The organism is Xanthobacter autotrophicus (genome assembly GCF_030015065.1).
Taxonomy (GTDB): Bacteria; Pseudomonadota; Alphaproteobacteria; order Rhizobiales; family Xanthobacteraceae; genus Xanthobacter; species Xanthobacter autotrophicus_D.
Map to the genome: position 1 here is coordinate 1 of NZ_JAIVFN010000032.1, position 26,352 is coordinate 26,352.

The window sequence follows — 26,352 nt, forward strand, 5'->3', positions numbered from 1 at the left end:
GCGCCTCCAGGGCCACCTTCGCCTTGAACTCAGCTGAATATCGCTTCCTCTTCCCGGTCATCGGGCTCGTCCTTCCGTCAGGCCGAACCAAGCTTAACTCCCTGTCCGATTTTCGGGGACCACCTCACTGCTGCTGGTGGGGCTGGCGGTCCTCATCGGCGCGGACCTGATGCTGGCCTTCGCGCCGGGGCTGTGGGGCGCCTTTCTCGGCATCGCCTTGTGGGGCGCGCACATGGCGCTCACGCAGGGCCTGCTCGCCAAGCTGGTTGCCCAGCACGCGCCCGCGACGCTGCGGGGCTCCGCCTTCGGCCTGTTCAATCTCGCCACTGGCGTCGCCATGCTGGTGGCGAGCGTCGTCGCGGGGGTGCTGTGGGAGCGGATCGGCTCCGCGGCGACCTTTGCCGCAGGGGCCGGTTTCGCGGTCCTCGCAGCCCTGCTGGTGACGGTGTCCGCCCTGACGCGCCGGGCGGGGCGCGACGACCCTTCTCCCGGGAGCCGCCGCGATGGTGAACCGCCCTCGCGAAGGCACGGACGGCTTTAGGTCCCGTGCCCGTGGCGATGATGGAGATCGGGATAATGCGGGTGCCGATGCGCCAGCGGCGCATGCCGGTGCCAGTGGGTGTGCGGCTCACCGGGCTGCACACCCGGTTCGTGCTCATGGCAGTGGTGTTCGTCGTGGCCGTGCCGATGCTCGTGCTCCATCGCCTCATGGGCATGGGGGTGCTCGTGCCGCTCGGACAGATGCAGCCAGAGGCCGACCGCCATCAGGCACCCGGCGACCACCAACTGCACCGAAATCGCCTCGCCGAGCATGACGACCGCCAGCACCGCTCCCACGAACGGCGCGAGTGAGAAATAAGCCCCAGTCCGCGCCGCACCGAGATGGCGCAGGGCGAGGACGAACAGAGCAAGGCTGACTCCGTAGCCCAGGAAGCCGATGACGCCCGCCGCGAGGAGAGTGACGGCCGAGGGAAGGACGGCGCCGCTGGCGAGAGCGATGAGCAGGTTGATGGCGCCCGCGACCAGCCCCTTCAACATGGCGATCTGGACCGGATCGGCGGATGAGAGCTTGCGCGTCAGGTTGTTGTCGATCCCCCAGCACAGGCAGGCGCCAGCGATCAGCAGGGCGCCCCATTGCAAGGACATGCGCCCCTCCCACGACAGGAGGACAGCACCTGCGAGGATGGCGCAGGCACCGAGCAGGAGCCGCCGGTCTACGTTCTCGCGGAACACCAGCCAGGCGATGCCCATGGTGGCGAGGCCTTCCAGATTGAGCAGCAGCGAGGCCGACGCCGCGTCGGTGAGGGACAGGCCGAACATCAGCAGCAGAGGAGCAAGGAGGCCTCCGGCGACGATGACCAAGGCAAGCCAGGGCATGTCCGCCCGCCGCAGCGGCGCCTCGACGGCTGGCAGCCGCAAGGCGGTTCGGGACAGATGTACCGCGGCGAGGCCGAGGCCGGCTCCCAGATAGAGCAGGCCGGCCATCATCCAGGGATCGACGGAGCCCAGAAGGAGTTTGGCGAACGGCGTGCTTGCGCCGAACAGGCCCGCCGCGGCCAAGGCGAGGAGGATAGCTGTTTGCATCATTCCGACAGTCTCACCGATACCAACCGACTTGGCCTGGGGGCGTCAGGACGGCTGATGCCCCCAGCCGGGAACAGCCTGTCTTTCACAGGATGGCCATGCAACCGCAGAGCTAACGCCACAGGTATTTGATGAGCGCGGCGATCCCGAGCACGACAAGGACGAGGATCAGGAGCCCGACCAGCCCCATCCCCCACATGCCGCCTTCCATCATGCCATCGTAGTTCATCATCATGTCCTCCTCATCCGAGTGATGCGCGGCGTAGGCGCAGGGCGTTGGCGATGACGCTCACCGAGGAGAGCGCCATGGCGGCGGCGGCGATGATCGGCGACAGCAGGAGGCCGAACGCCGGATAGAGCACACCGGCGGCGATCGGCACGCCGGCCGCATTGTAGATGAAAGCGAAGAAGAGATTCTGGCGGATATTGCTCATGGTCGCGTGACTGAGCTGGCGCGCCCGCACGATCCCCTGGAGATCGCCTTTCAGCAGGGTCACGCCGGCGCTCTCGATCGCGACGTCCGTGCCCGTTCCCATGGCGACGCCCACATCGGCCGCCGCAAGCGCGGGCGCATCGTTCACGCCGTCGCCGGCCATGGCGACGATCCGCCCTTCCTGGCGCAGCCGGGCCACCACCTTCGCCTTGTCCTGGGGCAGGATCTCGGCCTCCACCTCGTCGATGCCGAGCCGGCGGGCCACCGCCTGAGCGGTGGTCTTGTTGTCGCCGGTCAGCATGACGACCCGGACGCCCACCGCCTTGAGCGCCTGAACCGCGGCGGGGGTTGTGGCCTTAATCGGGTCGGCGATGGCGATGAGGCCGCCGAGGCGCCCGTCGACGGCGACGAAGATGACGGTCGCGCCATCCCCGCGCAGCGCTTCGGCCTCCGCCGAGAGGGCGGAGAGGTCCACGCCTTCCTCCGCCATGATGCGGTGGCTGCCGATCACGAGCTTGTGCCCGTCGACGGTTCCGGTGACGCCCTTGCCCACCGGGCTGTCGAAGTCCCGCGCCTCGCCGAGCGGCGCGGCCCGCTCCGCAGCGGCGTTGACGATGGCGGCGGCAAGCGGATGCTCGCTCGCCCGCTCCAGGGTCGCGGCGAGCCGCAACAGCTCGGTCTCACTCAGGCCGTTCACGGCCTTCAGGGCGGTGACCTTCGGCTTGCCCTCGGTGAGGGTGCCGGTCTTGTCCACCACCAGCGTGTCGACCTTCTCGAACCGCTCCAGCGCCTCGGCATTCTTGATCAGCACGCCGAGGGAGGCCCCGCGGCCGACGCCCACCATGATGGACATGGGGGTTGCGAGGCCCAGAGCGCACGGGCAGGCGATGATGAGCACCGCGACGGCGGCGATCAGGCCGTGCGCGAAGCGCGGCTCTGGACCCCAGATACCCCAGGCGGCGAAGGCGAGGACGGCGATGGCGATCACCACGGGCACGAACCATCCGGAGACCTCGTCGGCGAGACGCTGGATCGGCGCGCGCGAGCGCTGCGCCTCGGCGACCATGTGGACGATCTGCGCCAGCATGGTGTCGCGGCCGATCTTGCCGGCCCGCATGATGAAGCCGCCGCTCTGGTTGAGCGTGCCGCCGATGACCTTCGCGCCGACGTCCTTGGTGACCGGCATGGACTCGCCGGTGATCAGGGATTCGTCGACCGAGGAGCGCCCCTCGATCAGTTCGCCGTCCACCGGCACCTTCTCGCCGGGGCGCACCCGCAGGCGGTCGCCCACCACGATCGCCTCCAGCGCCACGTCCTCGTCGCTGCCGTCGTTGCGCACGCGCCGGGCGCTCTTGGGGGCGAGGTCGAGCAGGGCGCGGATGGCACCGCCGGTCTGCTCGCGGGCGCGCAGCTCCAGCACCTGCCCCAGCAGCACCAGCACCGTGATGACGGCGGCGGCCTCGAAATAGATGGCCACCGAGCCGTCGGCGGCGCGGAAGGTGGCGGGGAAGATCTGCGGCGCGAAGGTCGCCAACACGCTGTAGGCCCACGCTACGCCCGTACCCATGGCGATCAGCGTGAACATGTTGAGATGCCGCGTGACCAGAGACTGCCACGCCCGGGTGAAGAACGGCCATCCCGCCCAGAGTACCACCGGTGTTGCCAGCAGGAGCTGGATCCAGTTTGAGGCCTGTGCGCCGAGCAGCATGTGGAGATTGGTGAGGTGCCCGCCCATCTCCAGAGCCAGGACCGGCACGGCGAGGATAAGGCCGACCCAGAACCGCCGCGTCATATCGAGAAGCTCGGCGCTGGGGCCGGTCTCGCCCGTCGTCATCTCCGGTTCGAGCGTCATGCCGCAGATCGGGCAGTTGCCCGGGCCGATTTGCCGGATCTGCGGATGCATGGGGCAGGTATAGATCACGCCCTGGGGCTGCTCCCTGGCCGGAGCCGGGGCATCCGCCTCGGTGACCAAATAGGCCGAGGGGTTAACCTCGAATTTTGCGTGGCATTCGGCGGAGCAGAAGAAATAGGTCTTCCCGCGATGATCGGCGCGGTGCTGTGCCGTCGTCGGGCTCACCTGCATGCCGCAGACCGGGTCCATCTGCGCCGATGCGGGGCCCGCTTCCCTGTGCCGATGGCCGGCAGGGTCATGCGGGTGATGACCCGCGTGGGGGTCTTGCTCAGTCATGGGAATTCTCTCCGGAACGGGAAACCTTCGGGCCGGACGACAGGCCGAGCCGGGGCAGAAAGGCAGGGACGGTGCGAGCGTAATTGTCCCATGCGGCGCCGAACGCGGCGTGCGAAGCCGCATCCTCGCGCCAGGCGAGCCGTACGTAGACCCACACCAGGATCGGGAACATGGCGAGCGTCACCAGGGTCGGCCACTGCAGAAGGAAGCCGAACATGATGACGACGAAGGCGACATATTGCGGATGGCGGACATAGGCATAGGGTCCGCTGGTTGCGAGCCTCTGGTCGCGCTGGGCGGCGTAAAGCACGTGCCAGCTTGCGGCGAGCAGCCAGAAGCCGCCGAAGATCAGAACGGTGCTGAAAATGTGAAACGGCCCGAAATGCGGGTTCACGCGCCAGCCGAACATGGTTTCGAGCAGGTGTCCGGCATCGTGCGAAAAGAAATCCACACCGGGAAACTGCCGCCCGAGCCAGCCGGACAAAAGATAGATGGTGAGCGGAAATCCATACATCTCGGCGAAAAGCGCGACGATGAAGGCCGAGAAGGCGCCGAGCGATCGCCAATCGCGCGTAGTGCGCAGCCGGGTGAAGCTCGCCGCGAACAGGATGAACACCGCGGAATTGATGATGACGAGACCTAAGAGTCCATAGGCGGGAGTATCGGTCATCGGACCTCTCCTTCCCGACGTAGGGGAGGCGCATCCGCTCCGGGACGTGGCGCAGCGCCATTCCCTCCATGATGGCCATGCCCGTGGTGCATGAAGAGGTGCATCAAGGGGCAGGCGAGCAGGAGCAGGAATGGCAGGTAGCCGAGCACGTGGGCGCGATGTTCCGAGAACAGCAGGAACGCCACGGCAAGGAAGAACCCGATGGCCACGAGGCTCCCGCGTGAGCGCCAGAAGCTCGGCGACCGCCCGTCCGCGTGGTGCCCGTTCCCGGTGCCGGGCACAGAATCGGCATTGCGATGCATCGACATGACATCATCCTCCCTGGCCCCTGGGGCGGGTGCATGCTGCACCCGCCCCAGACTGCTCCTGATCCCCGTCGCAGCAGGGGTTCCGCGCCTGCGGCATCACACCATGCCGATCTGCTCTGCGCTCACATGGCGCCCATCGGCCCCATCAGGAGCAGCTGGTCGGCCGTCCGCTTCTGTGTGTCGTCGAGCGCGGCATAGAGCGGGAGCAGCGCGCCCTTCAGCCGACGCAAGGCTTCGAGACGCTCGGTGAGCAGGCGCTCATGGGCCTCGATCCGCTGCGGCAGAGCCGCAGGGCCTTGTGCCGACATCATCATGTCCTGCCTATCGCCCATCATGCCCGCCATGGCGCGGGCATTGGCGCGGAGCGCGTCGGCGAACGCGTTCCACACTGGCTGCTGCGCATCGGTGATCTTGAGTTCCGTCTTCAGGAACGCGAGCCGGCCCTCGATGCGCCCCGGGGCCATCATCTGGCCCATCATGCCCATGGAGCCTCCTCCCATCATCCCCATCATGCCCGCCCCCATCATGCCCTGCTGCGCGTCGGACGCCGGAGAAGCGGCCGGCGGAGTGGTCGGCTGCGCGCCGGTCGGGTGGTGCGCGTCTTCGGCAAGGGCCGGTGCGGCCAAAATCAACACCGCACTTGCCACCATCAGTTTGCGAAACGTCGTCATGGTCGGCTTTCTCCTGTTGTCGCGAAGCGGCACATGCCGCTTCGCTGCGTCTCGAACTCGTCCGCGAGCATCACGATGGCATGCCAGCGTCCGTCCTGCCGCTTCCCGGGGGTGTTCCTGGAAGGGGTCCATGGAAGGCGGGAAACACGGGTTTCGCGCCGTAGACCTGTTCGAACTCCCGTTCGTAGAAGTCATCGCGCAGCCTGCGCGCCACCAAGCGCAGCACTGCCGGCCATCAGCTGACCGAGAAAGTCCCGACGATTCATGGTGATGTGCTCGTATTCCTGTCGGAGCGAAGCCGACATGGCCTGAACGCGCCTCTCGGCGCATGCCATGATCTAGCGGCCTCCCCAGACGGAAAGGCGGCTCAGATGTAATCAGGCACGGAAACGAGGGGGCTCAAGGCCGGGGGAAACCGCCAACCCGCGGGCGACTTGACTGGTCCGGTCGAAGTGCCGCCGGATGAAGGGGAGATCAAGGACGCTTTCGCTCATGCTGTCGACAGCGATGGCATGGGCGCCGCAGGCGAAGTCACAGCATTTCTCTTGGTCGATGCCCTGCGATGACGCGTCGGGGTGGGCGACATGACCGGAGGCGACGACATGCTGCGCGGCATCCGAAACTGTCGCATGCGCCGCGAGCGCGGGACCGTCATCATCGTGGCATTGCAAAGGTATGGCGGTGGTTAAGGGCGCGAACAGCATCACTACTGCGACCAAGAAGGTCGACAGCAACTTTGCCTGTCTCATCGCGCGCCACGCTCTGATCATAGGTCAGCTCGAGTCCCTCTTTTACGAATTATATCACGATACTCTTTCCCAAAAAGCTCGCCTTGATCACGATCAATGGACCGATTTCCTGATGAGAAGACGTTTTCATCATCACAGTGAGCCAGCAACCCGGGACGGCATTGAAAATTCGATCATGGACCCTTTGCGCTGAAAAATCGGCAGCACGCTGTATCAATGCCGCTACCGCGTGACCGAAAGTGTCGGGTCAGCGAGGTGCATTCGTCGATGGCGGTCGACATGTGCCTGGATGAATCTCAGGGTTTGGACCTGCAGCAATCGGATCGATCGTCCTGAACCGGCGGGCATGGCACGTCCGCATAGGAGCAGAAGACGCAGCAATCTCCGGGCTTCGGCTTCAGTACAGCGCGGCACGCCCGACACGTGTAGAAATACTGGCAGGCATCCGTCGGCATCGTTTCTTTGAATGCCGTGCGGCAGTGCGGGCAGGTGATGGTGGTCTCCAAAATCGTCATGGGCCGCGCTCCACTGGTGGTTCGAGATCAGATCCCCTGCGCTCCGCGGCAGGCTTACGCCCCACGATAGCGCACGAACACGCACTGCCCGCCGGGCGCAAAGAGAACCACTGTGTAGGTCTCGGGCGGCCGGAAAAGCTTTTCCCCACGTTATACCAAGCGATTCGGCGTGGATACCCGGCACAAGGCCGAGCATGACGAAAGTAATCGCGGAGATCGCCCTTCTGAATTTCCAAACAAGCTCCGAGGCATTCTCTCGTCACGAGAACTCGTCCCTTCGCGAGGCCCTTGGACTGGGGCCGCCGATTCTGCTCCGGTGCACGTCTCATTCGGCCGCGAGTTGGCCGGCAACAGACTCCGACCTGACCGCTGCAGCGTTCGAGGTCAGCCCCCATCCCTTGACCAGTCCGTAGATGGCCGGAATCACGATCAGCGTCAGCAGGGTCGAGGAGACCATGCCGCCGATCATCGGGACGGCGATCCGCTGCATGATTTCCGAACCTGCTCCGGTGCTCCACAGGATCGGGATCAGGCCCGCCATGATGGCCACCACGGTCATCATCTTGGGTCGCACACGCTCAACGGCGCCCTCCATGATCGCGTGATGGAGGTCGGCGCGCGTCAAGCTCCGGCCTGTTGCCGCGACCTTGGTGCCGACCTCGCTCCAGGCGTGGTCGAGATAGATCAGCATGATCACACCGGTTTCCGCCGCCACGCCGGCGAGCGCGATGAAGCCGACCGCGACCGCGACCGACATGTTGAAGCCAAGCCACCACATCAGCCACAGGCCGCCGACCAGCGCGAACGGCAGCGACAGCATCACGATCACCGTCTCGGTGATCCGGCGGAAGTTCAGATAGAGCAGCAGGAAGATGATCAGCAGCGTGACCGGCACGACGATCTTAAGTCGCGCCTCCGCCCGCTCCAGATATTCGAACTGGCCGCTCCAGGAGACATAGGTCCCGGCCGGGAACGCGACCTGGCCTGCGACCGCGCGCTGCGCCTCGGCGACATATCCGCCAAGATCGCGGCCGAGGATGTCGACATAGATGTAGATGGCGAGCTGGCCGTTCTCCGTGCGGATCGAGGTGGCGCCCCGGGTGAGTTCGACCTTGGCGACCTCGCCGAGCGGCACGGTCCCTCCGTTCGGCAACGGCACCAGCACGTTGCCGGCGATCGAGGACGGATCGCTGCGGAAGTCGCGCGGATAGCGGATGTTGACGCTATAGCGCTCGCGCCCCTCGACCGCCGTGGTGACGGCATCACCGCCGAGCGCCGTCGCGATCACGTCCTGTACGTCACCGATCATGAGCCCGTAGCGCGCGAGCGCGCTGCGATCCGGGACGATATCGAGATAGTAGCCGCCGATTACCCGCTCGGCATAGGCGCTCGACGTGCCGGGAACGGTCTTGACCACGGTCTCGATCTGGCGGGCCGCAGCTTCCATCTGTGTCAGGTCGGTGCCGAACACCTTGATGCCGACGGGGGTGCGAATCCCTGTGGAGAGCATGTCGATGCGGGCCCGGATCGGCATGGTCCAGGCATTGGAGACACCGGGGAACTGGAGCGCGGCGTCCATCTCGGCCTTCAGGCTGTCGATGGTGACGCCCGGCCGCCATTGATCCTTCGGCTTCAGGTTGATGATGGTCTCGAACATCTCGGTCGGCGCCGGATCGGTCGCCGTCAGTGCGCGTCCGGCCTTGCCATAGACCGTTTCGACCTCGGGGAAGGACTTGATGATGCGGTCCTGCGTCTGAAGAAGGTCCGCGGCCTTGGTGACCGAGATGCCCGGCAATGTCGTGGGCATGTACATCAGCGTGCCCTCGTTCAGATTGGGCATGAACTCCGAGCCGAGTTGCATGGCGGGCCACCAGGAGGCGCCGAGCGCCGCGAGCGCGACGAGGATCGTCAGCGTCTTGGCCTTGAGCACGCCGTGGATGACCGGCCGGTAGACAAAGATCAGGAAGCGGTTGATCGGATTCTTGTGCTCCGGGACGATCCGCCCCCGGACGAAGATCACCATCAACGCCGGCACGAGCGTCAATGAGAGCAGCGCGGCCGCCGCCATCGAGAAGGTCTTGGTGAAGGCCAGTGGCCCGAACAGCCGGCCCTCCTGCGATTCCAGCGTGAAGATCGGCAGGAACGAGACGGTGATGATCAAAAGGCTGAAAAACAGCGCGGGGCCGACCTCCCTGGCCGCCTCGATCAGAACCTCGACGCGGGGCTTGTCGGGCGGCGCCCGCTCAAGGTGCTTGTGAGCGTTTTCGATCATCACGATGGCGGCGTCGATCATGGCACCGACGGCGATGGCGATGCCGCCAAGGCTCATGATGTTGGAGCCGAGGCCGAGCAGCTTCATCGCCACGAAGGCCATCAGCACGCCGACCGGCAACATCAGGATCGCCACCAGCGCGCTGCGGACGTGCAGGAGGAACACAATCGACACCAGCGCGACGATGACGCTCTCCTCAATGAGCGTTCCCTTCAGTGTCTCGATCGCGGCGTCGATGAGCTGCGAACGGTCATAGACCGGGACGATCTCCGTGCCTTTGGGCAGGCTCGGCATGATCTCGGCAAGGCGCGTCTTGACGTTCTCGATCACGTCGAGCGCGTTCGCGCCGAAGCGCTGCAGGACGATGCCGCTCGCCACCTCGCCCTCGCCATTGAGCTCGGTGATGCCGCGCCGCTCGTCGGGGCCGAGCTCGATATGGGCGACGTCGCGCAGCAGCACCGGCGTCCCGCCATCGCTCTTGAGCACGATCTGCTCGAGATCGCCGATACCTCTCAGATAGCCGCGGCCGCGGACCATGAACTCGAACTCGGAGAGCTCCACGGAACGGCCGCCTGTGTCCATGTTGCTCGCCCGGACGGCCTCGCGGATCTTCTGAAGCGGGATGCCGAAGGCGCGCAGTCGCTGCGGGTCGACCACGATATTGTATTGCTTGACGAAGCCGCCGACGCTGGCGACCTCGGCGACACCTTCCGCCTTGGCGAGGCCGTAGCGGATGGTCCAGTCCTGAAGCGAGCGCAACTCCGCCAGCGTGCGATCCTTGGCGAGGACGGCGTATTGGTAGACCCAGCCGACGCCTGTCGCATCGGGGCCGAGGCTGGGCGTCACGCCCTGCGGCAGGCGTTGTGCCGCGGCATTCAAGAATTCCAGGACGCGGCTGCGCGCCCAATAGGGATCGGTGCCGTCCTGGAAGATCACATAGACGAAGGAGACGCCGAAGAAGGAGAAGCCGCGCACCACCTTCGACTTCGGGACCGTCAGCATCGCCGTCGTCAGCGGATAGGTGACCTGGTCCTCCACGACCTGCGGCCCTTGGCCAGGATACTCGGTATAGACGATGACCTGCACGTCCGAGAGGTCTGGGATGGCGTCGAGCGGCGAGGTCCTGACGGCGTAGACGCCGGCCGCAACGGCAAAGACCGCACCGATCAGGACAAGCATCACATTGCGCGCGGACCAGGCGATGAGGCGACCGATCATTTGGAATCCCCGCCGTTGAGGCCGCTCAGTGCCGCCTTGAGGTTGCTTTCGGCATCGATGAGGAAGTTCGCCGCGACGACGACCTTGTCGCCCGCCGCGACGCCGTCCCGGATCTCGACGTAGTCCGTGTCCCGGCGGCCGAGCTTGACCGGACGAGACTCGAAGCGGCCCTCGCCCTTGTCGACGATCACGACCTGTCGCGTGCCGCTGTCGATCACGGCGCTCGCTGGCACGGTGACGACCGAGGCAGCGGCCCCGGTGGCGATGTCGGCATCGACATACATGTCGGGGCGCAGGATCCCGTCGGGATTGGCGAGTTCGACACGCACGCGGGTGGTGCGCGTCTCCTTGTTGACCTGCGGATAGATCATCGCGACCTTGCCGGCGAATATGCGCGCGCGCTGGTTGTCGACCAACGCGGTCACCACGCAAGGTGGGGATTGGCGGGACATCGATTTTCTGCTGCGCCAGATCGATCTGATCAACACCGAGCCACGCCTGCTGCCGTCACCAGACGATCACGTTCACTGAGCGGGCAGGGCTGGCGGCTGCGTGATGGCGGCGGCCGTCAGCGTGTTTTCAGGTCCTCAATGGCCGGTGCATAGCCCGTCGCCGCGCTCTTGTGCAGCCAGGCATCGGCAGCGGCCGGATCTTTGGTTTGACCGGCCCCGGTGGCGTACATCACGGCCAGCGCATACATCGCCTCGCCATCGCCCGCCGTGGCCGCCTTGCTGAACCAGACGGCGGCTTGAGCGAGATCGCGCTCGACGCCGCGTCCGGCTTCATAGGCCCAACCCAGGCGGGTCTGGGCTCGGCGATTGCCTTGTTGCGCCGCCGCCTTGAGTAAGCCGATCGCCTCGGCCGCTTGACCTTGGGCCAGCGCGCGATCCACGCCAACCAGCGTATCCGTCGAAGCCGCGTTCAGGTATTGCGCCGCCTCAAGGTCGCCCGCCGCAGCAGCCAGTTCCAAATAGTGTCGTCCCTGCGCTTCATTGCGGGGAATGTCGGCTGTGCCCAGCCAGTAAACAATGCCGAGTCGAAACACCGCCTTTGGACTGCCATTGTCAGCACCGCGGCGATAGTAGGCCAGCGCACGCGGGATGTCTTTGCGGACGCCCAGTCCGTCTTCGTAGAGGACGCCAAGATTGAACGCCGCCTCGCCAAAATCCTTGGCATCCAGCGCCTCCCAGATGCGGCGAGCCTGCGCGTAACGGGCCATTTTGAACTCTGCATATCCGCGGTAATTGCCAATGGTCGGACGGCGCACGATTTCCGTCAGGTCGATCTCGTCAGCGTCGCCATCAGTCGTGGCTGGCAGCGCGCCCGCGCCGGCCGTGACGCAACAGGCGAACAGGAAAACGGCCGCCAGCCTGCAGTTCGATCCGGTCAGGCGCAGAACATGCTGTCCGGTCAATAAAGGTGATGTCATGGTGTTTTCTCGGGTGCTGAGGGGACAACGAAAAGCAAATGCAGGGAGACCATCCGATACTCAGCTGATACGGTTCAAAAGATGCCACATATCGGTTTCTTCGGGTTTTTCCAAGTACTATCGGCTCCCAGCCCAGGGCGATCGCATTTGGAATGAGGTGGTCCCGGCTTCTTGGACAGTTTGGCGGCTAAGTTAAGCTAATCCCGGTTGTCGTTCATGCCGCCTGTTTGATGATCAGATCATGGGGGGCATGCCCCCCATGATCTGCTTGTCCGATCCGCCGATAGGCCTCGGCCGGGGTTCTCCCGGCCAGGCTCGAGTGCGGACGCTGGGTGTTGTAATAGATGATCCACCGGCCAAGGCCAGCCCGCAGTTCCGAGCCGGTCTCGAAGGCGTGGAGGTAGACGCACTCGTACTTCAGGGATCGCCAAAGGCGTTCGATGAAGACGTTGTCCATCCATCTGCCCCGGCCATCCATGCTGATGCGGACCTCGGCGTCGCGCAGCACGCTGGTGAAGGCTTGGGACGTAAATTGGCTGCCCTGGTCGGTGTTGAAGATCTCCCGCTTGCCGAAACGGGCCAGCGCCTCCTCCAGCGCCGCGACGCAGAAGCCAGCGTCCATCGTATTCGACAGCCGCCAGGCCAGCACCTTGCGGGTTGCCCAGTCCATGATCGCCACCAAGTAGAGGAAGCCCCGGCGCATGGGGATATATGTCACGTCGGCACACCACACTTGGTTTGGCCGCTCGATCACCAGCTTGCGCAGCAAATACGGATAGACCCGGTGCTGCGGGTGCGGATCGCTCGTGCGCGGCCGTTGATAGATCGGCGTCAGGCCCATCTTCGCCATCAGTCGCCGCGCCCGGCGCCGACCAACCTCATAACCTGCACGCTGCAGGTGCCGCGCCATCTGGCGGCTACCGTACCACGGGCTCTCCATGAAGGTCTCGTCGATCACCGTCATCAGCGCCAGCGTCTCGTCCGTTTCCGGCACCGGCGCATAGTAATAGGATGAGCGGCTGATCCGTAGCAGGCGGCACTGCGCCGAGATCGACAGACGATGGTGAGCAGGTTCAACCACCGCCCGCCTCCGATCGACGCTCATCGACCGAAGGCTTTCGCTAAAAAATCCCGTTCCACCACCAGTTGCCCGATCTTGGCGTGCAGCTTCTCCAACTCGCTCTCGCTGGCACTCTTGGCCGCATCGCCAGCCCCGGAGAACGTGCCCGCCATCCCGTCGATGGCCTGCCGCTTCCAGGACGCGATCATTGTGTGGTGCACGCCGTGCTTGGCCGCCAACTCCGCCAGTGTAAGGTCACCCCGGATCGCCTCCAGCGCGACCTTCGCCTTGAAATCCGCGCTGTAGCGCTTCCTCGTCGTCTTCATTCCCGTACCAGTCCTTCAGGTCGGGAGTAGCTTAACACCCTGTCCAGAAAACCGGCCCCATCTCACCCCGTCGATGAAGACGCTGTTGCCGCGCTCGCGCGCCCTGCGTTGCAAGGGCAACGCGATCAGATTTACATCATCGCTGGTGGAAGGGGGGCGGGTACTGTTATCCCAAATGAAACTGCGGTTTTGCGAGAACCCGAACCGCAAGGCCGATCGCGAACCAGGCATCCTGCTCGATCAGGGCTTCGGACTGTTGATTTCCGGCGAGAAGTGACCCTGGATTTCCACTGAGAAGTGACCCGGGGTGATGGTGGTCTTGGGTCAGGTTGCGGTCAAGTTTCGGGGCTTCTCCTTTGAGGGTTTAGGTGGTTTGGCCGAGCTGGCTCTGAAGCGGAAGCTGTCGTTTCCGGTCTCCAGGATATGGCAGTGGTGCGTGAGCCGGTCGAGCAAGGCCGTGGTCATCTTGGCATCGCCGAAGACCGTGGCCCATTCGGAGAAGCTGAGATTGGTGGTGATGATGACGCTGGTGCGCTCATAGAGCTTGCTCAGCAGGTGGAAGAGCAAGGCGCCACCGGAGGCGCTGAACGGCAGATAGCCGAGTTCATCGAGGATGACGAGATCGGTGTGGACGAGGCGGCCGGCGATCTGTCCAGCTTTGCCCTGGGCCTTTTCCTGTTCGAGGGCGTTGACGAGCTCGACGGTGGAGAAGAAGCGGACCCGCTTGTGATGATGCTCGATGGCGTGGACTCCGAGAGCCGTGGCGATGTGGGTTTTGCCGGTACCTGGACCGCCGATCAGGACGACGTTGTGTGCGTCGTCGAGGAACTCGCAGCGATGGAGCTGGCGGACGAGCGCCTCGTTGACCTCGCTACTGGCGAAGTCGAAGCCGGCGAGGTCGCGATAGGCCGGGAAGCGCGCGGTCTTGAGCTGGTAGGTGGTCGATCGCACCTCCCGTTCGGCGGTCTCGGCCTTCAAGAGTTGGGCGAGGATCGGCATGGCGGTCTCGAAGGCCGGTGATCCCTGTTCCGTTAGCTCCGTGATGGCCTGGGCCATGCCATGCATCTTGAGGCTGCGCAGCATGATGACGATGGCTCCACTGGCTGGATTATGACGCATGGCGCGCCTCCCTGGCTCGGCGCAGGGCGTCATAGCGCTCGACGTTGGCCTGAGGCTCAGTGGTCAGCGTGAGGGCGGGGGGAGCCGGGATCGTTGGCGTGCTCAGCGGCGTACCGTCGATCAGCCGGTGCAGCAGGTTGATGATGTGGGTCTTGGTCGGCACGCCGGCCTGAAGGGCGAGCTCTACGGCCGTGAGCACGACCTGCTCATCGTGCTGGAGGACCAAGGACAGAATCTCGACCATCTCGCGGTCACCGCATGGCCGCTTGAGCAAGTGCTGCTGCAGGGATCGAAACGCGGGCGGCATCTCAGCGAACGGCGCGCCGTTGCGCAGGGCACCGGGCTTGCGCTGGACGACGGCCAGATAATGCCGCCAGTCATAGACGGTCCGGCTCAGACGATCATGAGAGCGAGCGAACACCCGGCGATGCTCGCAGATTGCTTGCCCTTCAGCGACGAGGACGATCCGGTCGGGATAGACCCGCAGGCTCACCGGACGGTTTGCGAAGGAGGCCGGCACGCTGTAGCGATTGCGCTCCAGATGAACGAGGCAGGTCGGGGAAACGCGTTTGGCGTGCTCGACGAAGCCGTCGAACGGCCGCGGCACCGCCATCAGGTGCCGGATCTCCTCGCTCCAGACATCGGCGATCGAGCCGGGCTGCGAGCCGTGCCCGGTCTGTGACCACAACTCCCGGCACCGGGTCTCCAACCAGTCGTTCAGAGCTTCCAGGGAGGGGACGTTCGGCAGGGGTTGCCAGAGCCGACGACGGGCATCCTGTACGTTCTTCTCAATCTGCCCTTTCTCCCAGCCGGAAGCGGGGTTGCAGAACTCCGCCTCGAACAGGAAGTGGCTCACCATGGCCGAGAAGCGGATGTTGACCTGGCGTTCCTTGCCGCGGCCGACCTTGTCGACGGCCGTCTTCATGTTGTCGTAGATGCCCCGCCGTGGCACGCCGCCCAACACCCGGAAGGCGTGGTTATGGGCATCAAACAGCATCTCGTGGGTCTGGAGCAGGTAGGCTCGAAGCGTGAAGGCCCGACTGTAGGACAGCTTGACATGGGCGACCTGGAGCTTGGTGCGCTCGCCGGCAATGATCGCCCAATCCTCCGACCAGTCGAACTGGAACGCCTCGCCCGGCACAACGGCCAGCGGCACGAAAGTACCGCGGCCGCTGGTCTGTTGCTCACGCAACCGGGCAGCCTTCCAGTCCCGGGCAAAGGCCGCGACCCGATTGTACGACCCCTCATAGCCGAGGGTCACCAGATCAGCGTGCAGCTGTTTGATCGTACGCTTGTGCTTGCGCGACTTGCCGCTCTCGACCCGCAGCATCGCCGCGAGCTTGTCGGCATAGGGATCGAGTTTGCTCGACCGCTCGGGAAGATGAAACCGGGGTTCGACGCTGTCCGCCCGCAGGTACTTGCGCACGGTGTTCCTCGAAAGGCCGGTGCGGCGGGAGATATCCCGGATCGAGAGGTGATCCCGATAATGCCAGCGTCGGATGACGCTCAATAACTCCATGTCGATCACTCCGCTGTCCCCCGCGATGCCGCGTGAGACGTGGTGAAAACATGGGTCACTTCTCGATGGAAAAATCCGTGCCTACCGGGTCAACTCTCAGTGGAAATCAACAGAGTTACAGGATTTTGCGTTCTCGCAGCGCGCCGTTGTTGAAGATGACTGAGATCGCAGTGTATCAGTCGACAGGAACCGCGGCAGGCTTGTCGGAGCGCCGTTCGGTTTGCCCTGGCCCACATCATCCCGACGATGGCGACTGGTATCGCCCGGCACCACACGTTAAGGTTCCAGGTCTGCTCCGAGCCCTGATGGGAGCAGGCACGGCGGGGTGGTAGGCGAACCTTACCATCCCGCCTCCAGCCCATCGTGGTTCAGGGGCTCGCACTGTTCAGGACCGTGATGCAGACGTTGGGCTGCCTAAATTCCGTAATGGGCCGGGCGGTTTGGTCCGGCTTCGAGCGCAGGATTTGTTCCGGCTGTGATCGTGCCGGAGGTCGCGGCGGCGACCGGCCCGCTGATGGCGGACGGCAGCGGCCGGATCGAGATCGTGATGGCGAACGGGCGGCGGGTGCTTGTAGATCGCGATGTCGACGTCCGGGATCTCCGCCCGGTCCAGCGTCACGCCGTAGAAGAAACGCAACGCACAGACCGTCTGGCTCAGCGCCGGCCAGGAAATGCCCTGCGACACCAGATAAACCTGGAACGCACGGACGTCCTCCAGCCCCATCCGATCCGGCGACCGGCCGAAATAACGGCTGAACTTCGCCACCGCATGCAGATAGGATCGTTGCGTCGCGGGCGACAGGTTGCGCAAGCTCATGTCGTCGATCATGCGACGGCGCAGCGGGCTTACCGCTGCCGTGGCTTCAGCCATGGGATGGTCTCCTGGTCAGGGGTTGGTCTCAGCAAACAAACCTTCCCATCAGGAAGCCATTCAAGCCAATGCACGCGCCACTCCCGCGTCAGCGGGTTCGTTCAATCCTTCTCAAACGCCCTCTGAGATAGGTCTGGGCGATGAAATGATCGTAGGCCATCGCTTATAACGATGACTCGGCTTTGCATTGCCGGCGAGGGGGATGCTTTCTCAAGCAGCGTCCTCGAGCTGGATATGCAGTTTGAAGCCCGCCGCCGTCGCCACGTTGACCAGGGCGTCCAGCGAGAACTTGTCGAGCTTTCCGCGCAGGAGATCGTTCAGCCGGGGCCGCGTCAGGCCGAGGCGCTTCGCAGCCTGATCCTGCGGCACGTTCCACGACTTGACCCGCTCGCGGATGCCCAGCAGCAGGTCAGCGCGCGCCGTCAGATTCGCCGCCTCTGCCGGCGTATCGGCCAGCGCGTCAAAGACGCTATCGAAGACTTCAACATTCACAATTTCGGCGTTCATTGTTCCGCCTTCCAAGTTTTCAGCCGTTTCGCGGCTAGATCAATGTCCTTTTGTGCAGTCTGTTGCGTCTTTTTCTGGAATGCATGAAGCACAAGCACCCGATCCGGCAACGTCGCCAAATAGATCACGCGAAACGCGCCTGATGCCTCTCTGATCCTTATTTCCCTAACGCCCGCCCCGACCGTCTTCATGGGTTTCCAGTCGGACGGTTCGAGGCCCGTTTGCACCGCCCGGAGTTCAACGCCCGCGCTACAGCGTGCGTCGTCTGGGAAGTTTCGTAGAACCTCGCGGCTGTCACCAAGAAAATGAATCGGCTTTGAGGTCGCAGGCTCCATTTGGGTGAGTGTATCAAAACAGAGACAGTCGCGCAATGTGCAAAAGGCTGGCGCTCGCTTCATGGGACATGCCTCGATCGAACTCCTGTCAGGACGGGAAAATCGCGAGTCGCAGAAATCAACATTATAGAATAAAATCAAGGAGATAGTGTCGTCAGCCCCGGAGACCGCCGTTTGTCACCATCTTCCGGTCTCGGTGAGGCCTGGTATGAATAAGCATCGAAGCAGCGCCCCAACTCATATAGCCGTAACACTTTGATTTGGCCGACGATTTCATTCCGATGGGGGTCCCGATCGGCGCCGATCGGGACCCCCATTATCTGCTAAGTTAACGAACCAGATCAACGGGTTGTCCCTTATCCCACCCGGGGTCCACTTCGGCGCGTTTTCACAGCCGCCCCCAAAAAGCAGCCGATGATGGAGCCGAGCCCGCCGATGATGACGATGAACAGCAGCTGGAACGAGCGGTCGATGGAGAAAGCGTAGGGCTCCCACGAGCGCAGGTTGACGAACGCCCACAGCGCCCCGGCGAGCCCCAGGATGAAGGAGGAGATGGCGAACGCGGTCAGCTTCGACTGCATGGGGCGGATGCCGATGATCTCGGCCGCGATGTCCATGTCGCGGATCGCCATCCATTGCCGGCCGAGATTGCCCCGCACCAGGTTCGCGGCGCCGAGCGCCACGAGGACGGCGATGGCGAGGACGAGCAGACAGCGTTCCACCGGCGAGTCCACGTGCCAGCCGGCGATGACGAGGGGCGGCGCAGTGACCGAGCCGGGGTGACCAAATCGGCGGTGTCGCGTCGCTTCGTGGCGCTGTCGGCCGAAAAAATGAAGGCGTGGATGGCCGCCGACCTTTCCCCGTTGGATCTGCTGGTTATCCAGATCGACGGTATTCATATCGATCAGGACCTGATCCTGCTGGCCGCGGTCGGCGTCGACGGCAACGGCGACAAGCACCCGCTCGGGGTCATGGAAGGGGCGAGCGAGAACGCCGCCGTCTGCCAGGCCCTGCCCGACAACATGGTCGGCCGCGGCCTCGATCCCTCCGTCTGTCGCCTGTTCATCATTGATGGCTCACGCGCCCTGTCGAACGCGATCCGCAACAGCTTCGGGCGAAGGGCGCCGATCCAGCGCTGTCAGGTCCACAAGGCCCGCAACATCACCGAACGGCTGCCGAAATCCCTGCATGCCTCGGTGCGCAGGGCTCTTCGCCAAGCCTGGGAACTCGATGACGCCGACATGGCCGAAAAGCTGATCCGCAATCTCGCCCGTCGCCTCGAGCGCGAGGCCCCGGGCGTGTCGGCCAGCATCCTGGAGGGCCTCGACGAGATCCTCATCGTCACCCGCCTCGACCTGCCGACCGAGTTGCGTCGATCGCTCGCCTGCACCAACATTATCGAGAACATGAACGGTACCATCCGTCGGATTTGCCGCAACGTGAAGAGATGGCGTGACGCGGCGACGATCCGTCCTTCACGACCCCGTGCCTACGCCTCCCTCGTCCAGCGCGACAAGGGCGAGCACAAACTCATCTGGTCGCGATGGCCGGCCACGGGCGCTCCGCTTCCCGCAAGGCGCCCGCCGCCTACACCCATCGACAGTCAAATCGGCGGCACAGGGAGCGCGACCCCGCAGAAAGCCAGGCGCATCGCAGGCAGCGTCAGCCCACAAAGCGATCGGCTCCTCGGAGGCCGTCGCCGAGTGTTGTCGGTTCGCGTGATATGGAAGACGCTGAAGTGACCGGTCAGCCGTCGCAATCGCGACGTCCCACCGACGCTTCTCAAGTGAGGGACGGTGATCGCGTCACCGATCGTCCTGACGGAGCGAGACGGCATGCACAAAACGAGTGAAGTGCTTGATGTGAATAGACCACCGGCCTCACCCGACGTCGCACCCGACTCAGCCTGGCACGCCCTCGCGCCCGATGCGGTTCTCGACGCGCTTCGCACGACCATCGATGGCCTCTCCGAGCGCGAAGCAACGGGTCGCCTTGAGGCCTATGGTCCCAATCGCCTGCCTCAGGGGACCTCGCGCAGTCCCCTCGCGCGCTTTCTGCTGCAATTTCACAATCTCCTCATCTATGTCCTGCTGGCCGCAGCGGGGCTGGCCGCGGCGATGGGACATGGCACGGACGCCCTCGTGATCCTTGCCGTCACACTTATCAACGCGATCATCGGCTTTGTTCAGGAAGGTCGCGCCGAGAAGGCTCTTGATGCCATCCGCGCGATGATCGACCCGCACGCCTCGGTCATCCGCGACGGCCGCCGTGTCACGGTTGGAGCGGACGCGGTCGTTCCTGGCGACATCCTGATGCTCGAGGCCGGCGACCGGGTGCCGGCGGACCTGCGGCTCCTCAGGGCGCGCAGCCTGAGGGTGGACGAGGCGACCCTCACTGGAGAATCCGTTCCCGTCGACAAATCGGTTCAATCCGTCGATGCCGGCGCCGCACTTGGCGACCGGTTGTCGATGGCCTTCTCCGGCACCTTCGTGACCGGCGGACAGGGAATCGGCGTCGTCGTGGCAACCGGCGCCGCCACCGAGCTCGGGCGGATCAGCACCATGATCGGTGCGGTGACGCAGCTGACCACGCCCCTCATCCGGCAGATGGACCGGTTCGCCCGCCAGATCACCATTGCCGTGCTCGGCATCTCCGCTCTCGTGTTCGCTTATGCCACGCTCGCCCGAGCCTACGACCTGGACGAAGCGTTCATGGTTGTGGTCGGCCTTGCGGTCGCGGCCATCCCCGAGGGCCTGCCCGCGGTGATGACGGTCACGCTCGCCGTCGGCGTCCAGCGCATGGCGCGCCGCAACGCCATCGTCAGGCGCCTGCCCGCCGTCGAGACGCTGGGCTCCGTCTCGGTGATCTGCTCCGACAAGACCGGCACGCTCACCCGCAACGAGATGACGGTGAGCATGGTGGTCACCGCCGACCGAGAGATCGAGGTCGAGGGCGCTGGCTATGCGCCCACGGGCGGCTTCCGGATCAAGGCAGGCGCCCCGCTCGATCCCGCCAGTGATCCGGTTTTGGTGGATCTGTCGCTTGCCGCCCTCCTTTGCAACGATGCTCACCTGCGCCAACGCGGCGAGGACTGGCTGGTCGACGGCGATCCCATGGAAGGGGCACTGCTCTCGCTGGCGATCAAGGCCGGGCACGAACCGACGGCCGTCCGGACCAGCTTCCCCCGCCTGGATGAGATCCCCTTCGATTCCCGGCATCGCTACATGGCGACGCTCCATGCCGGCAACGCGCAGCCGCCGGTGGTCGCCTACGTGAAGGGCGCGCCCGAACGCATCTTCGCCATGTGCAGCCATGTGGCGGCGCTCGACGGCGAGCGGCCGCTCGATCACCGCCTCTGGCACAACCGGATCGATGCCCTCGCCGAAAGTGGCCAGCGGGTCATCGCGATCGCACGGCGCCCCCTGGAGGCGGGCACACAGGAGATTTCGCCGGCCGAGGTCGCTCAAAATCTCACGCTGCTCGGTCTGGTGGGGCTCATCGATCCGCCGCGCCAGGAGGCGGTGGCGGCGATCGCCGAATGCAAGGCGGCGGGCATCAGCGTCAAGATGATCACCGGCGATCACGCCGCGACGGCACGCGCCATCGCGCGCCAACTCGGCCTTGGCGACGATCCGAAGAGCGTGACCGGCCAGGAACTCGATGGGATGGACGATGCCTCGTTCCGCAGGCACGCCCTGGAGGCGACCGTCTTCGCCCGCACCAGTCCCGAGCATAAGCTCCGCCTTGTCGAGGCGCTCCAGCTGGACGGCTCGATCATCGCCATGACGGGCGACGGGGTCAATGACGCGCCAGCGCTGAAGCGTGCGGATGTCGGCGTGGCCATGGGCGGAAAGGGCACCGAGGCCGCCAAGGAAGCCAGCGAGATGGTGCTCGCCGACGACAATTTCGCCTCGATCGTCGCCGCCGTGCGCGAAGGGCGCACCGTCTACGACAACCTCTCCAAGGTGATCGCCTGGACGCTGCCCACCAACGGCGGCGAGGCCGCCACCATCATCCTGGCGATCCTGTTCGGCCTCACGCTTCCCATCACGCCGGTGCAGATCCTCTGGGTCAACATGATCACGGCTGTCACGCTTGGCCTGACCCTCGCCTTCGAACCGACGGAACCGGGGGCGATGCGGCGTCCCGTGCGCCCCGCCCGCCAGGCGCTGCTCTCGGGCCGCCTCCTGTGGCGCATCCTGTTCGTGTCCGCCCTCATGGTCGCCGGGACGTTCGGCATCTATACTTGGGCCACGTCCCGTGGACTGTCGGTCGAGACGGCGCGCACCATGGTGGTCAACACGCTCGTCGTGCTGGAGATCTTCTATTTGTTCAGTGTCCGCTACGTGCATGGCACTTCGCTAACCTGGCAAGGGCTTCTCGGCACGCGGGCCGTGCTGGCCGGTGTCGCCACCGTGGTCGGGGCACAGCTCGCCTTCACCTATCTGCCTCCGATGCAGGCGGTCTTCGGCAGCCGTCCCGTGTCGCTTGGCGATGGCATGGCCATCGTTGCGGTCGGCGTTGCGCTGCTGGTCATCGTGGAGGCGGAGAAGCGGCTTGCTGCCGCGTGGGGCGCGCGGCACGCATGAAAGGGAGGGACCCTTGCGCGAGGATGGCATCTCGCGCGCCGTGACACACCCCGGGCTCTGCGTGACGCTGCGTCTCGTGGTAGAAGGCTGAAAGCGTAGCTTTCGGAGAGATGGCTGACAGTCTATCCAGGGGACGACGATCCGCGGAGGAAACCTTCGATGCTGAAAAACGTGCTGGTCCTGCTCGGCGAGAGCACCTCCAGTGCCGTGGCGAGCGCATATGCCCGGCGGCTCGTCAAGGCGCAGGACGCCCAGATCACATCAGTGTCAGGAGTTGATCTGTCATTCATCGAAGCTCCCATGCCCGGCACCATCGGCGGTGCGGCGTATCACGCGCAGATGGAAACGGGCCTCAAGGCTCAGGCCAAGAAGGCGCGCCGGCGTGTCGCGGAAACCTTTGAGAGAGAGTGTGCCAACGACGGAATCGTACCAAAAGGCATCAGCTTCGACGGCGATCCCTTTGAACAGGTGACGGCCGCAAGCGCGACGTCCGATCTTGTTGTCACCGGTCACGATGTCACTTTTCGCGGCACACAGCGCGAGCGGAACTCCGACACCTTGAATCAGCTGCTTTTCACGACCCCGCGTCCGGTTCTCGTCTGCCCGGATCAGCTTCCCTCCGTAGGCTCCGTCCTCATCGCCTATGACGGAAGCCTGCCGGCCATGCGCGCGCTCCAGCTCTTCGTGCTGATCGGCGCTTGGAAGGGCCGTCGCGTGCAAGTTTCCTCCGTCGATTCGAACCTCCAGACCGCGGAGCGGCTGGCTGGCGAAGCCTCGGCCTACCTCCATCTCCATGGATACGAGGCCGATCCGCGCCCTATCGGCTCCGCGGAGCCCCCCGCGGAGATCATCGGCGTGCAGGCCGCCCATGGCCAGGCCGAGCTTCTGGTCATGGGCGCCTACGGCCATCGCGGTCTCAAGGAATTCCTCTTCGGATCGACGACGCAGAGCCTCATTGGCGCGCCGAAATCCTGCATCTTCCTGTACCATTAGCGCGGCAGCCGGGCCATCGGCCCGCGCCCCTTGAACCATATCGGGAGCGCTTCGGCCAAACAGGGCCGCCACATTCCACCGGGGCTCGCAGAGCCTCATCCACCTGACCAAAGCCAGGCGTGACGAGGCATCCGACGGTGACACTGCTTCTCGTAATCCTCATTCCCTTCCTCGGCGCCCTGATCCCGCCGCTGGTGATCCGCTCCGGGCGCAACACCTGCGCGGCGGCGACGGGCGCCGTGACGCTGCTCGCCCTCGCTCTGCTCCTCTCCCACGCGCCGGCGGTGTTCTCCGGCGCGGTCCCCATGGCGGGCGTGGCCTGGGTTCCGTCCAGGGGCCTTTCCTTGTCCGTGTTCGCGGACGGGCTCGGCTTCTTCTTTGCGGCCATGATCCTCGCCATCGGCCTGCTGGTGATCGTCTACGCGCGCTTCTATCTGTCGCGCGAGGATCCCATGGGCCGCTTCTTCGCCTACCTGCTCCTGTTCCAGGGGGCCATGGTGGGCGCGGTCCTGTCCGACAACGTCATCGCGCTGCTGGTCTTCTGGGAGCTGACGAGCCTCACCTCATTCCTGCTCATCGGCTTCTGGACCAAGCGCGCGGAGGCCCGGCAGGGCGCCCGCATGGCGCTGGTCATCACCGGCGGCGGCGGGCTGGCGCTCATCGCCGGCCTGCTGCTGGTGGCGCAGGCGGCGGGTTCCTACCAGCTCACGGACATCCTCGCCCGCGGCGAGATGGTGCGCGCCTCGCCGCTCTATCTGCCGGCGCTGGCGCTGGTGCTGACGGGCGCCTTCACCAAGTCCGCCCAGTTCCCGTTCCATTTCTGGCTGCCCCACGCCATGGCGGCGCCGACGCCGGTCTCGGCCTATCTCCATTCGGCCACCATGGTGAAGGCGGGCGTGTTCCTGCTGGCGCGACTGTGGCCGGTGCTGGCGGGCACCGACGCCTGGTTCCTCATCGTCGCGCCGGTGGGGCTCGCCACCATGCTCCTCGGCGCCGCCATCGCCCTGTTCAGGAACGACCTGAAGGGCCTACTGGCCTATTCCACGGTGAGCCACCTCGGTCTCATGACCATGCTGCTCGGCCTCGGCACGCCCATGGCGGCGGTGGCGGCCGTGTTCCACGTCATCAACCACGCCACCTTCAAGGCGGCCTTGTTCATGAGCGCGGGCATCGTCGATCACGAGGCGGGCACCCGCGACATCCGCCGCCTCGGCGGCCTCATGGCGCTGATGCCCATCACCGGGACGCTGGCGCTCATCGCCGCCGCCTCCATGGCCGGCGTGCCCCTGTTCAACGGCTTCCTCTCCAAGGAGATGATGCTGGAGGAGGCGGCGCACACCTCCTATCTGGGGCTCGATTTCCTCTTCCCCGTGCTGGCGACGGTGGCGGCCGTCTTCTCGGTGGCCTATGCGGCACGCTTCGCCATCGGCACCTTCCTCGGCCCCGCGCGGCACGATTATCCGCACCATCCCCACGACTCGCCGCTCGGTGTGTGGCTGCCCGTGGCGGTGCTGGTGGTGCCGGTGATCGCCATCGGCCTGTTTCCCGCTCCCGTGGCCGGGCCGCTGGTGGCGCTGACGGCCGGGGCGGTGATCGGCGGGCCGCTGCCGGATTATCACCTCGTTTTGTGGCACGGCATCACGCCGGCCCTCCTCATGAGCCTTCTGGCCTTCGCCGGCGGCGCGGCGCTGGTCCTCGCCTTCCGCCGGGCCGATGGCGTGCGCGCGCGCCTGCCGCGCCTCGACGCCAAGACCATGTTCGAGCTGGCCACCGGCGCCCTGGTGGTGGCGTGCCGGCGCAGCCTCGGCGCCCTGCATGACGGGGCACTCACCCGCTACATGGGCGTGACGGTGGCGACGCTGGTCGCGGTCGGCGGCTACGGCTTCTGGAGCGCCACCCACGGCGCCGGCACCCGCCCTCTCCTGCCCGTGACCGCGCCCGCCGTGACCACCTTTCTCGCCCTCGTCCTGGCCAGCGGTGCGGTATTGCTGTTCCATGGCGAACGGCTGACGGCGCTGATCCTCACCGGCGTGGTGGGCGTGGTGGTGGCCCTCGCCTTCCTGCAATTCTCCGCCCCGGACCTCGCCCTGACGCAGATCTCGGTGGACGTGGTCACCACCATCCTCATGCTGCTCGCCCTCAACCTCCTGCCGAAGGCGACGCCAAGGGAGGAGAGCCGGGCGGTGCGCTGGCGCGACGGCACCGTCGCCGGCCTCGCCGGGCTGGGCGTGGCGGGCCTCGCCTATGCGGTCCTGACGCGCGACGGCACATCCATCTCCGATTATTACCTCGCCCAGTCCAAGCCCGGCGGTGGCGGCACCAATGTGGTGAACGTGATCCTGGTGGACTTCCGCGGCTACGACACCTTCGCCGAGATCATCGTGCTCGGCATCGCCGCGCTCGCCATCTACGCCCTGCTCGATCCGACACTGAAAGGCGCGGCGGTTCGGCGCATCAAGGCGATGCTGCCCCGGGTCGAATCCCAGGACGCCCATCCCCTGCTCCTCGTGGTGGCGACCCGCGTGCTGCTGCCCTTGTCGCTGGTGGTGGGCGCCTACATCTTCCTGCGCGGGCACAATGAACCCGGCGGCGGCTTCGTCGCCGGGCTCGTGGTCGCCATCGCCCTCATCATGCAATACATCGCCTCCGGCTATGGCTGGGCGGCGGAGCGCATGAAGGTGGATTCCCAATCCATGATCGGCGCGGGCGTGGCCATCGCCGGGCTGACCGGCATCGCCGCCTTCGCCTTCGGCCGGCCGTTCCTCACCTCGACCTTCGGCTATCTGCACTGGCCCGTGGTGGGCACGTTCGAGGTGGCCTCGGCCATGGCCTTCGACCTCGGCGTGTTCCTCACCGTGGTGGGGGTGATGGTGCTGTCGCTGGCACAGCTGTCCCGCGTCGCCCGCCGCATCGATCCGGCGCCCGAGGGCAAGGACGCCATGGACGTGCCGCTGGAACGCGCAGCCTCCGGCGCTACCGGCAGGGAGGGCTGAGCC

At 65.4% G+C, this 26,352-nt stretch carries 20 protein-coding genes and 3 pseudogenes; 6 read left to right on the forward strand and 17 right to left on the reverse strand.

Going from position 1 to position 26,352, the window contains the following annotated elements:
* Nucleotides 1-133 precede the first annotated feature (133 nt).
* A complete protein-coding gene (locus K9U40_RS08710) occupies nucleotides 134-541 on the forward strand; it encodes an MFS transporter (protein ID WP_349239424.1) in 408 nt (135 codons plus the stop codon).
* Here K9U40_RS08710 and K9U40_RS08715 read toward each other — a convergent pair.
* The 11 genes and pseudogenes from K9U40_RS08715 to K9U40_RS08765 form a co-directional block, all read right to left on the reverse strand.
* Complete coding sequence (locus K9U40_RS08715; RefSeq protein ID WP_282889822.1) at nucleotides 538-1,587, reverse strand: DMT family transporter; 1,050 nt, start codon at nucleotides 1,585-1,587, stop codon at nucleotides 538-540. The genes K9U40_RS08710 and K9U40_RS08715 overlap by 4 nt on opposite strands.
* Before the next feature lie 239 nt (nucleotides 1,588-1,826).
* On the reverse strand, nucleotides 1,827-4,205 hold the full coding sequence (locus K9U40_RS08720) for a heavy metal translocating P-type ATPase (protein ID WP_282640784.1): 2,379 nt from the start codon (nucleotides 4,203-4,205) through the stop codon (nucleotides 1,827-1,829).
* Nucleotides 4,198-4,875 (reverse strand): methyltransferase family protein, encoded by a 678-nt coding sequence (locus K9U40_RS08725; protein WP_282640783.1) that lies wholly within the window; start codon nucleotides 4,873-4,875, stop codon nucleotides 4,198-4,200. The genes K9U40_RS08720 and K9U40_RS08725 overlap by 8 nt, the downstream gene beginning before the upstream one ends.
* The gene (locus K9U40_RS08730; RefSeq protein ID WP_282640782.1) at nucleotides 4,872-5,183 is read right to left on the reverse strand and encodes a DUF2933 domain-containing protein; all 312 of its coding nucleotides are present in this window, start codon (nucleotides 5,181-5,183) and stop codon (nucleotides 4,872-4,874) included. The genes K9U40_RS08725 and K9U40_RS08730 overlap by 4 nt, the downstream gene beginning before the upstream one ends.
* 122 nt (nucleotides 5,184-5,305) lie before the next feature.
* Nucleotides 5,306-5,854, reverse strand: coding sequence for a Spy/CpxP family protein refolding chaperone (locus tag K9U40_RS08735; RefSeq protein WP_282889823.1), 549 nt, complete (start codon nucleotides 5,852-5,854; stop codon nucleotides 5,306-5,308).
* A gap of 377 nt (nucleotides 5,855-6,231) precedes the next feature.
* The gene (locus tag K9U40_RS08740; RefSeq protein WP_282889824.1) at nucleotides 6,232-6,588 is read right to left on the reverse strand and encodes a hypothetical protein; all 357 of its coding nucleotides are present in this window, start codon (nucleotides 6,586-6,588) and stop codon (nucleotides 6,232-6,234) included.
* A gap of 311 nt (nucleotides 6,589-6,899) precedes the next feature.
* On the reverse strand, nucleotides 6,900-7,118 hold the full coding sequence (locus K9U40_RS08745) for a GDCCVxC domain-containing (seleno)protein (RefSeq protein ID WP_282640779.1): 219 nt from the start codon (nucleotides 7,116-7,118) through the stop codon (nucleotides 6,900-6,902).
* 325 nt (nucleotides 7,119-7,443) lie between these two features.
* Entirely contained in the window at nucleotides 7,444-10,608 is a 3,165-nt protein-coding gene (locus K9U40_RS08750) for an efflux RND transporter permease subunit (protein ID WP_282889825.1), read from the reverse strand.
* Nucleotides 10,605-11,030, reverse strand: a pseudogene (locus tag K9U40_RS08755) (efflux RND transporter periplasmic adaptor subunit); the annotation flags it as partial. The pseudogene K9U40_RS08755 and the gene K9U40_RS08750, both read right to left, overlap by 4 nt.
* 146 nt (nucleotides 11,031-11,176) lie before the next feature.
* Entirely contained in the window at nucleotides 11,177-12,037 is an 861-nt protein-coding gene (locus K9U40_RS08760) for a tetratricopeptide repeat protein (RefSeq protein ID WP_282889826.1), read from the reverse strand.
* A gap of 214 nt (nucleotides 12,038-12,251) precedes the next feature.
* Nucleotides 12,252-13,423, reverse strand: a protein-coding gene (locus tag K9U40_RS08765) for an IS3 family transposase (RefSeq protein ID WP_282889827.1) whose coding sequence is annotated in 2 segments (ribosomal slippage) — nucleotides 12,252-13,159 and nucleotides 13,159-13,423 — 1,173 coding nt in all. Because the reading frame shifts where the segments join, the coding sequence is not laid out codon by codon here.
* 73 nt (nucleotides 13,424-13,496) lie between these two features.
* Between K9U40_RS08765 and K9U40_RS08770 the strand changes: the two genes are divergently transcribed.
* On the forward strand, nucleotides 13,497-13,700 hold the full coding sequence (locus tag K9U40_RS08770) for a hypothetical protein (RefSeq protein ID WP_282889828.1): 204 nt from the start codon (nucleotides 13,497-13,499) through the stop codon (nucleotides 13,698-13,700).
* 47 nt (nucleotides 13,701-13,747) lie between these two features.
* Here K9U40_RS08770 and istB read toward each other — a convergent pair whose 3' ends face one another.
* The 6 genes and pseudogenes from istB to K9U40_RS08800 all read right to left on the reverse strand — a co-directional run bounded on the left by istB (nucleotide 13,748) and on the right by K9U40_RS08800 (nucleotide 18,508).
* The gene (istB, locus tag K9U40_RS08775) at nucleotides 13,748-14,542 is read right to left on the reverse strand and encodes an IS21-like element helper ATPase IstB (RefSeq protein WP_282643066.1); all 795 of its coding nucleotides are present in this window, start codon (nucleotides 14,540-14,542) and stop codon (nucleotides 13,748-13,750) included.
* A complete protein-coding gene (istA, locus tag K9U40_RS08780; protein WP_282889842.1) occupies nucleotides 14,532-16,061 on the reverse strand; it encodes an IS21 family transposase in 1,530 nt (509 codons plus the stop codon). Before istA ends, istB begins: the two co-directional genes overlap by 11 nt.
* A gap of 589 nt (nucleotides 16,062-16,650) precedes the next feature.
* A pseudogene (locus tag K9U40_RS08785) lies at nucleotides 16,651-16,932 on the reverse strand (site-specific integrase); the annotation flags it as partial.
* A 210-nt stretch (nucleotides 16,933-17,142) separates the two neighbouring features.
* Complete coding sequence (locus tag K9U40_RS08790) at nucleotides 17,143-17,424, reverse strand: helix-turn-helix domain-containing protein (protein ID WP_282639180.1); 282 nt, start codon at nucleotides 17,422-17,424, stop codon at nucleotides 17,143-17,145.
* An 11-nt stretch (nucleotides 17,425-17,435) separates the two neighbouring features.
* Complete coding sequence (locus tag K9U40_RS08795) at nucleotides 17,436-17,774, reverse strand: type II toxin-antitoxin system RelE/ParE family toxin (protein WP_282639173.1); 339 nt, start codon at nucleotides 17,772-17,774, stop codon at nucleotides 17,436-17,438.
* A 356-nt stretch (nucleotides 17,775-18,130) separates the two neighbouring features.
* Nucleotides 18,131-18,508: an ABC transporter permease subunit gene (locus tag K9U40_RS08800; RefSeq protein WP_282639172.1), complete on the reverse strand. Its 378-nt coding sequence runs from the start codon at nucleotides 18,506-18,508 to the stop codon at nucleotides 18,131-18,133.
* Between K9U40_RS08800 and K9U40_RS08805 the strand changes: the two are divergent.
* From K9U40_RS08805 to K9U40_RS08820, 4 genes and pseudogenes are all read left to right on the forward strand, one after another.
* A pseudogene (locus K9U40_RS08805) lies at nucleotides 18,491-19,237 on the forward strand (IS256 family transposase); the annotation flags it as partial. The gene K9U40_RS08800 and the pseudogene K9U40_RS08805 sit on opposite strands and share 18 nt — an antisense overlap.
* 372 nt (nucleotides 19,238-19,609) lie before the next feature.
* Nucleotides 19,610-22,363, forward strand: coding sequence for a cation-transporting P-type ATPase (locus K9U40_RS08810; RefSeq protein WP_282639170.1), 2,754 nt, complete (start codon nucleotides 19,610-19,612; stop codon nucleotides 22,361-22,363).
* A 159-nt stretch (nucleotides 22,364-22,522) separates the two neighbouring features.
* Nucleotides 22,523-23,356, forward strand: coding sequence for a universal stress protein (locus K9U40_RS08815; RefSeq protein ID WP_282639169.1), 834 nt, complete (start codon nucleotides 22,523-22,525; stop codon nucleotides 23,354-23,356).
* A gap of 137 nt (nucleotides 23,357-23,493) precedes the next feature.
* A complete protein-coding gene (locus K9U40_RS08820) occupies nucleotides 23,494-26,349 on the forward strand; it encodes a monovalent cation/H+ antiporter subunit A (RefSeq protein WP_282889829.1) in 2,856 nt (951 codons plus the stop codon).
* The last annotated feature ends 3 nt before the right edge of the window (nucleotides 26,350-26,352 follow it).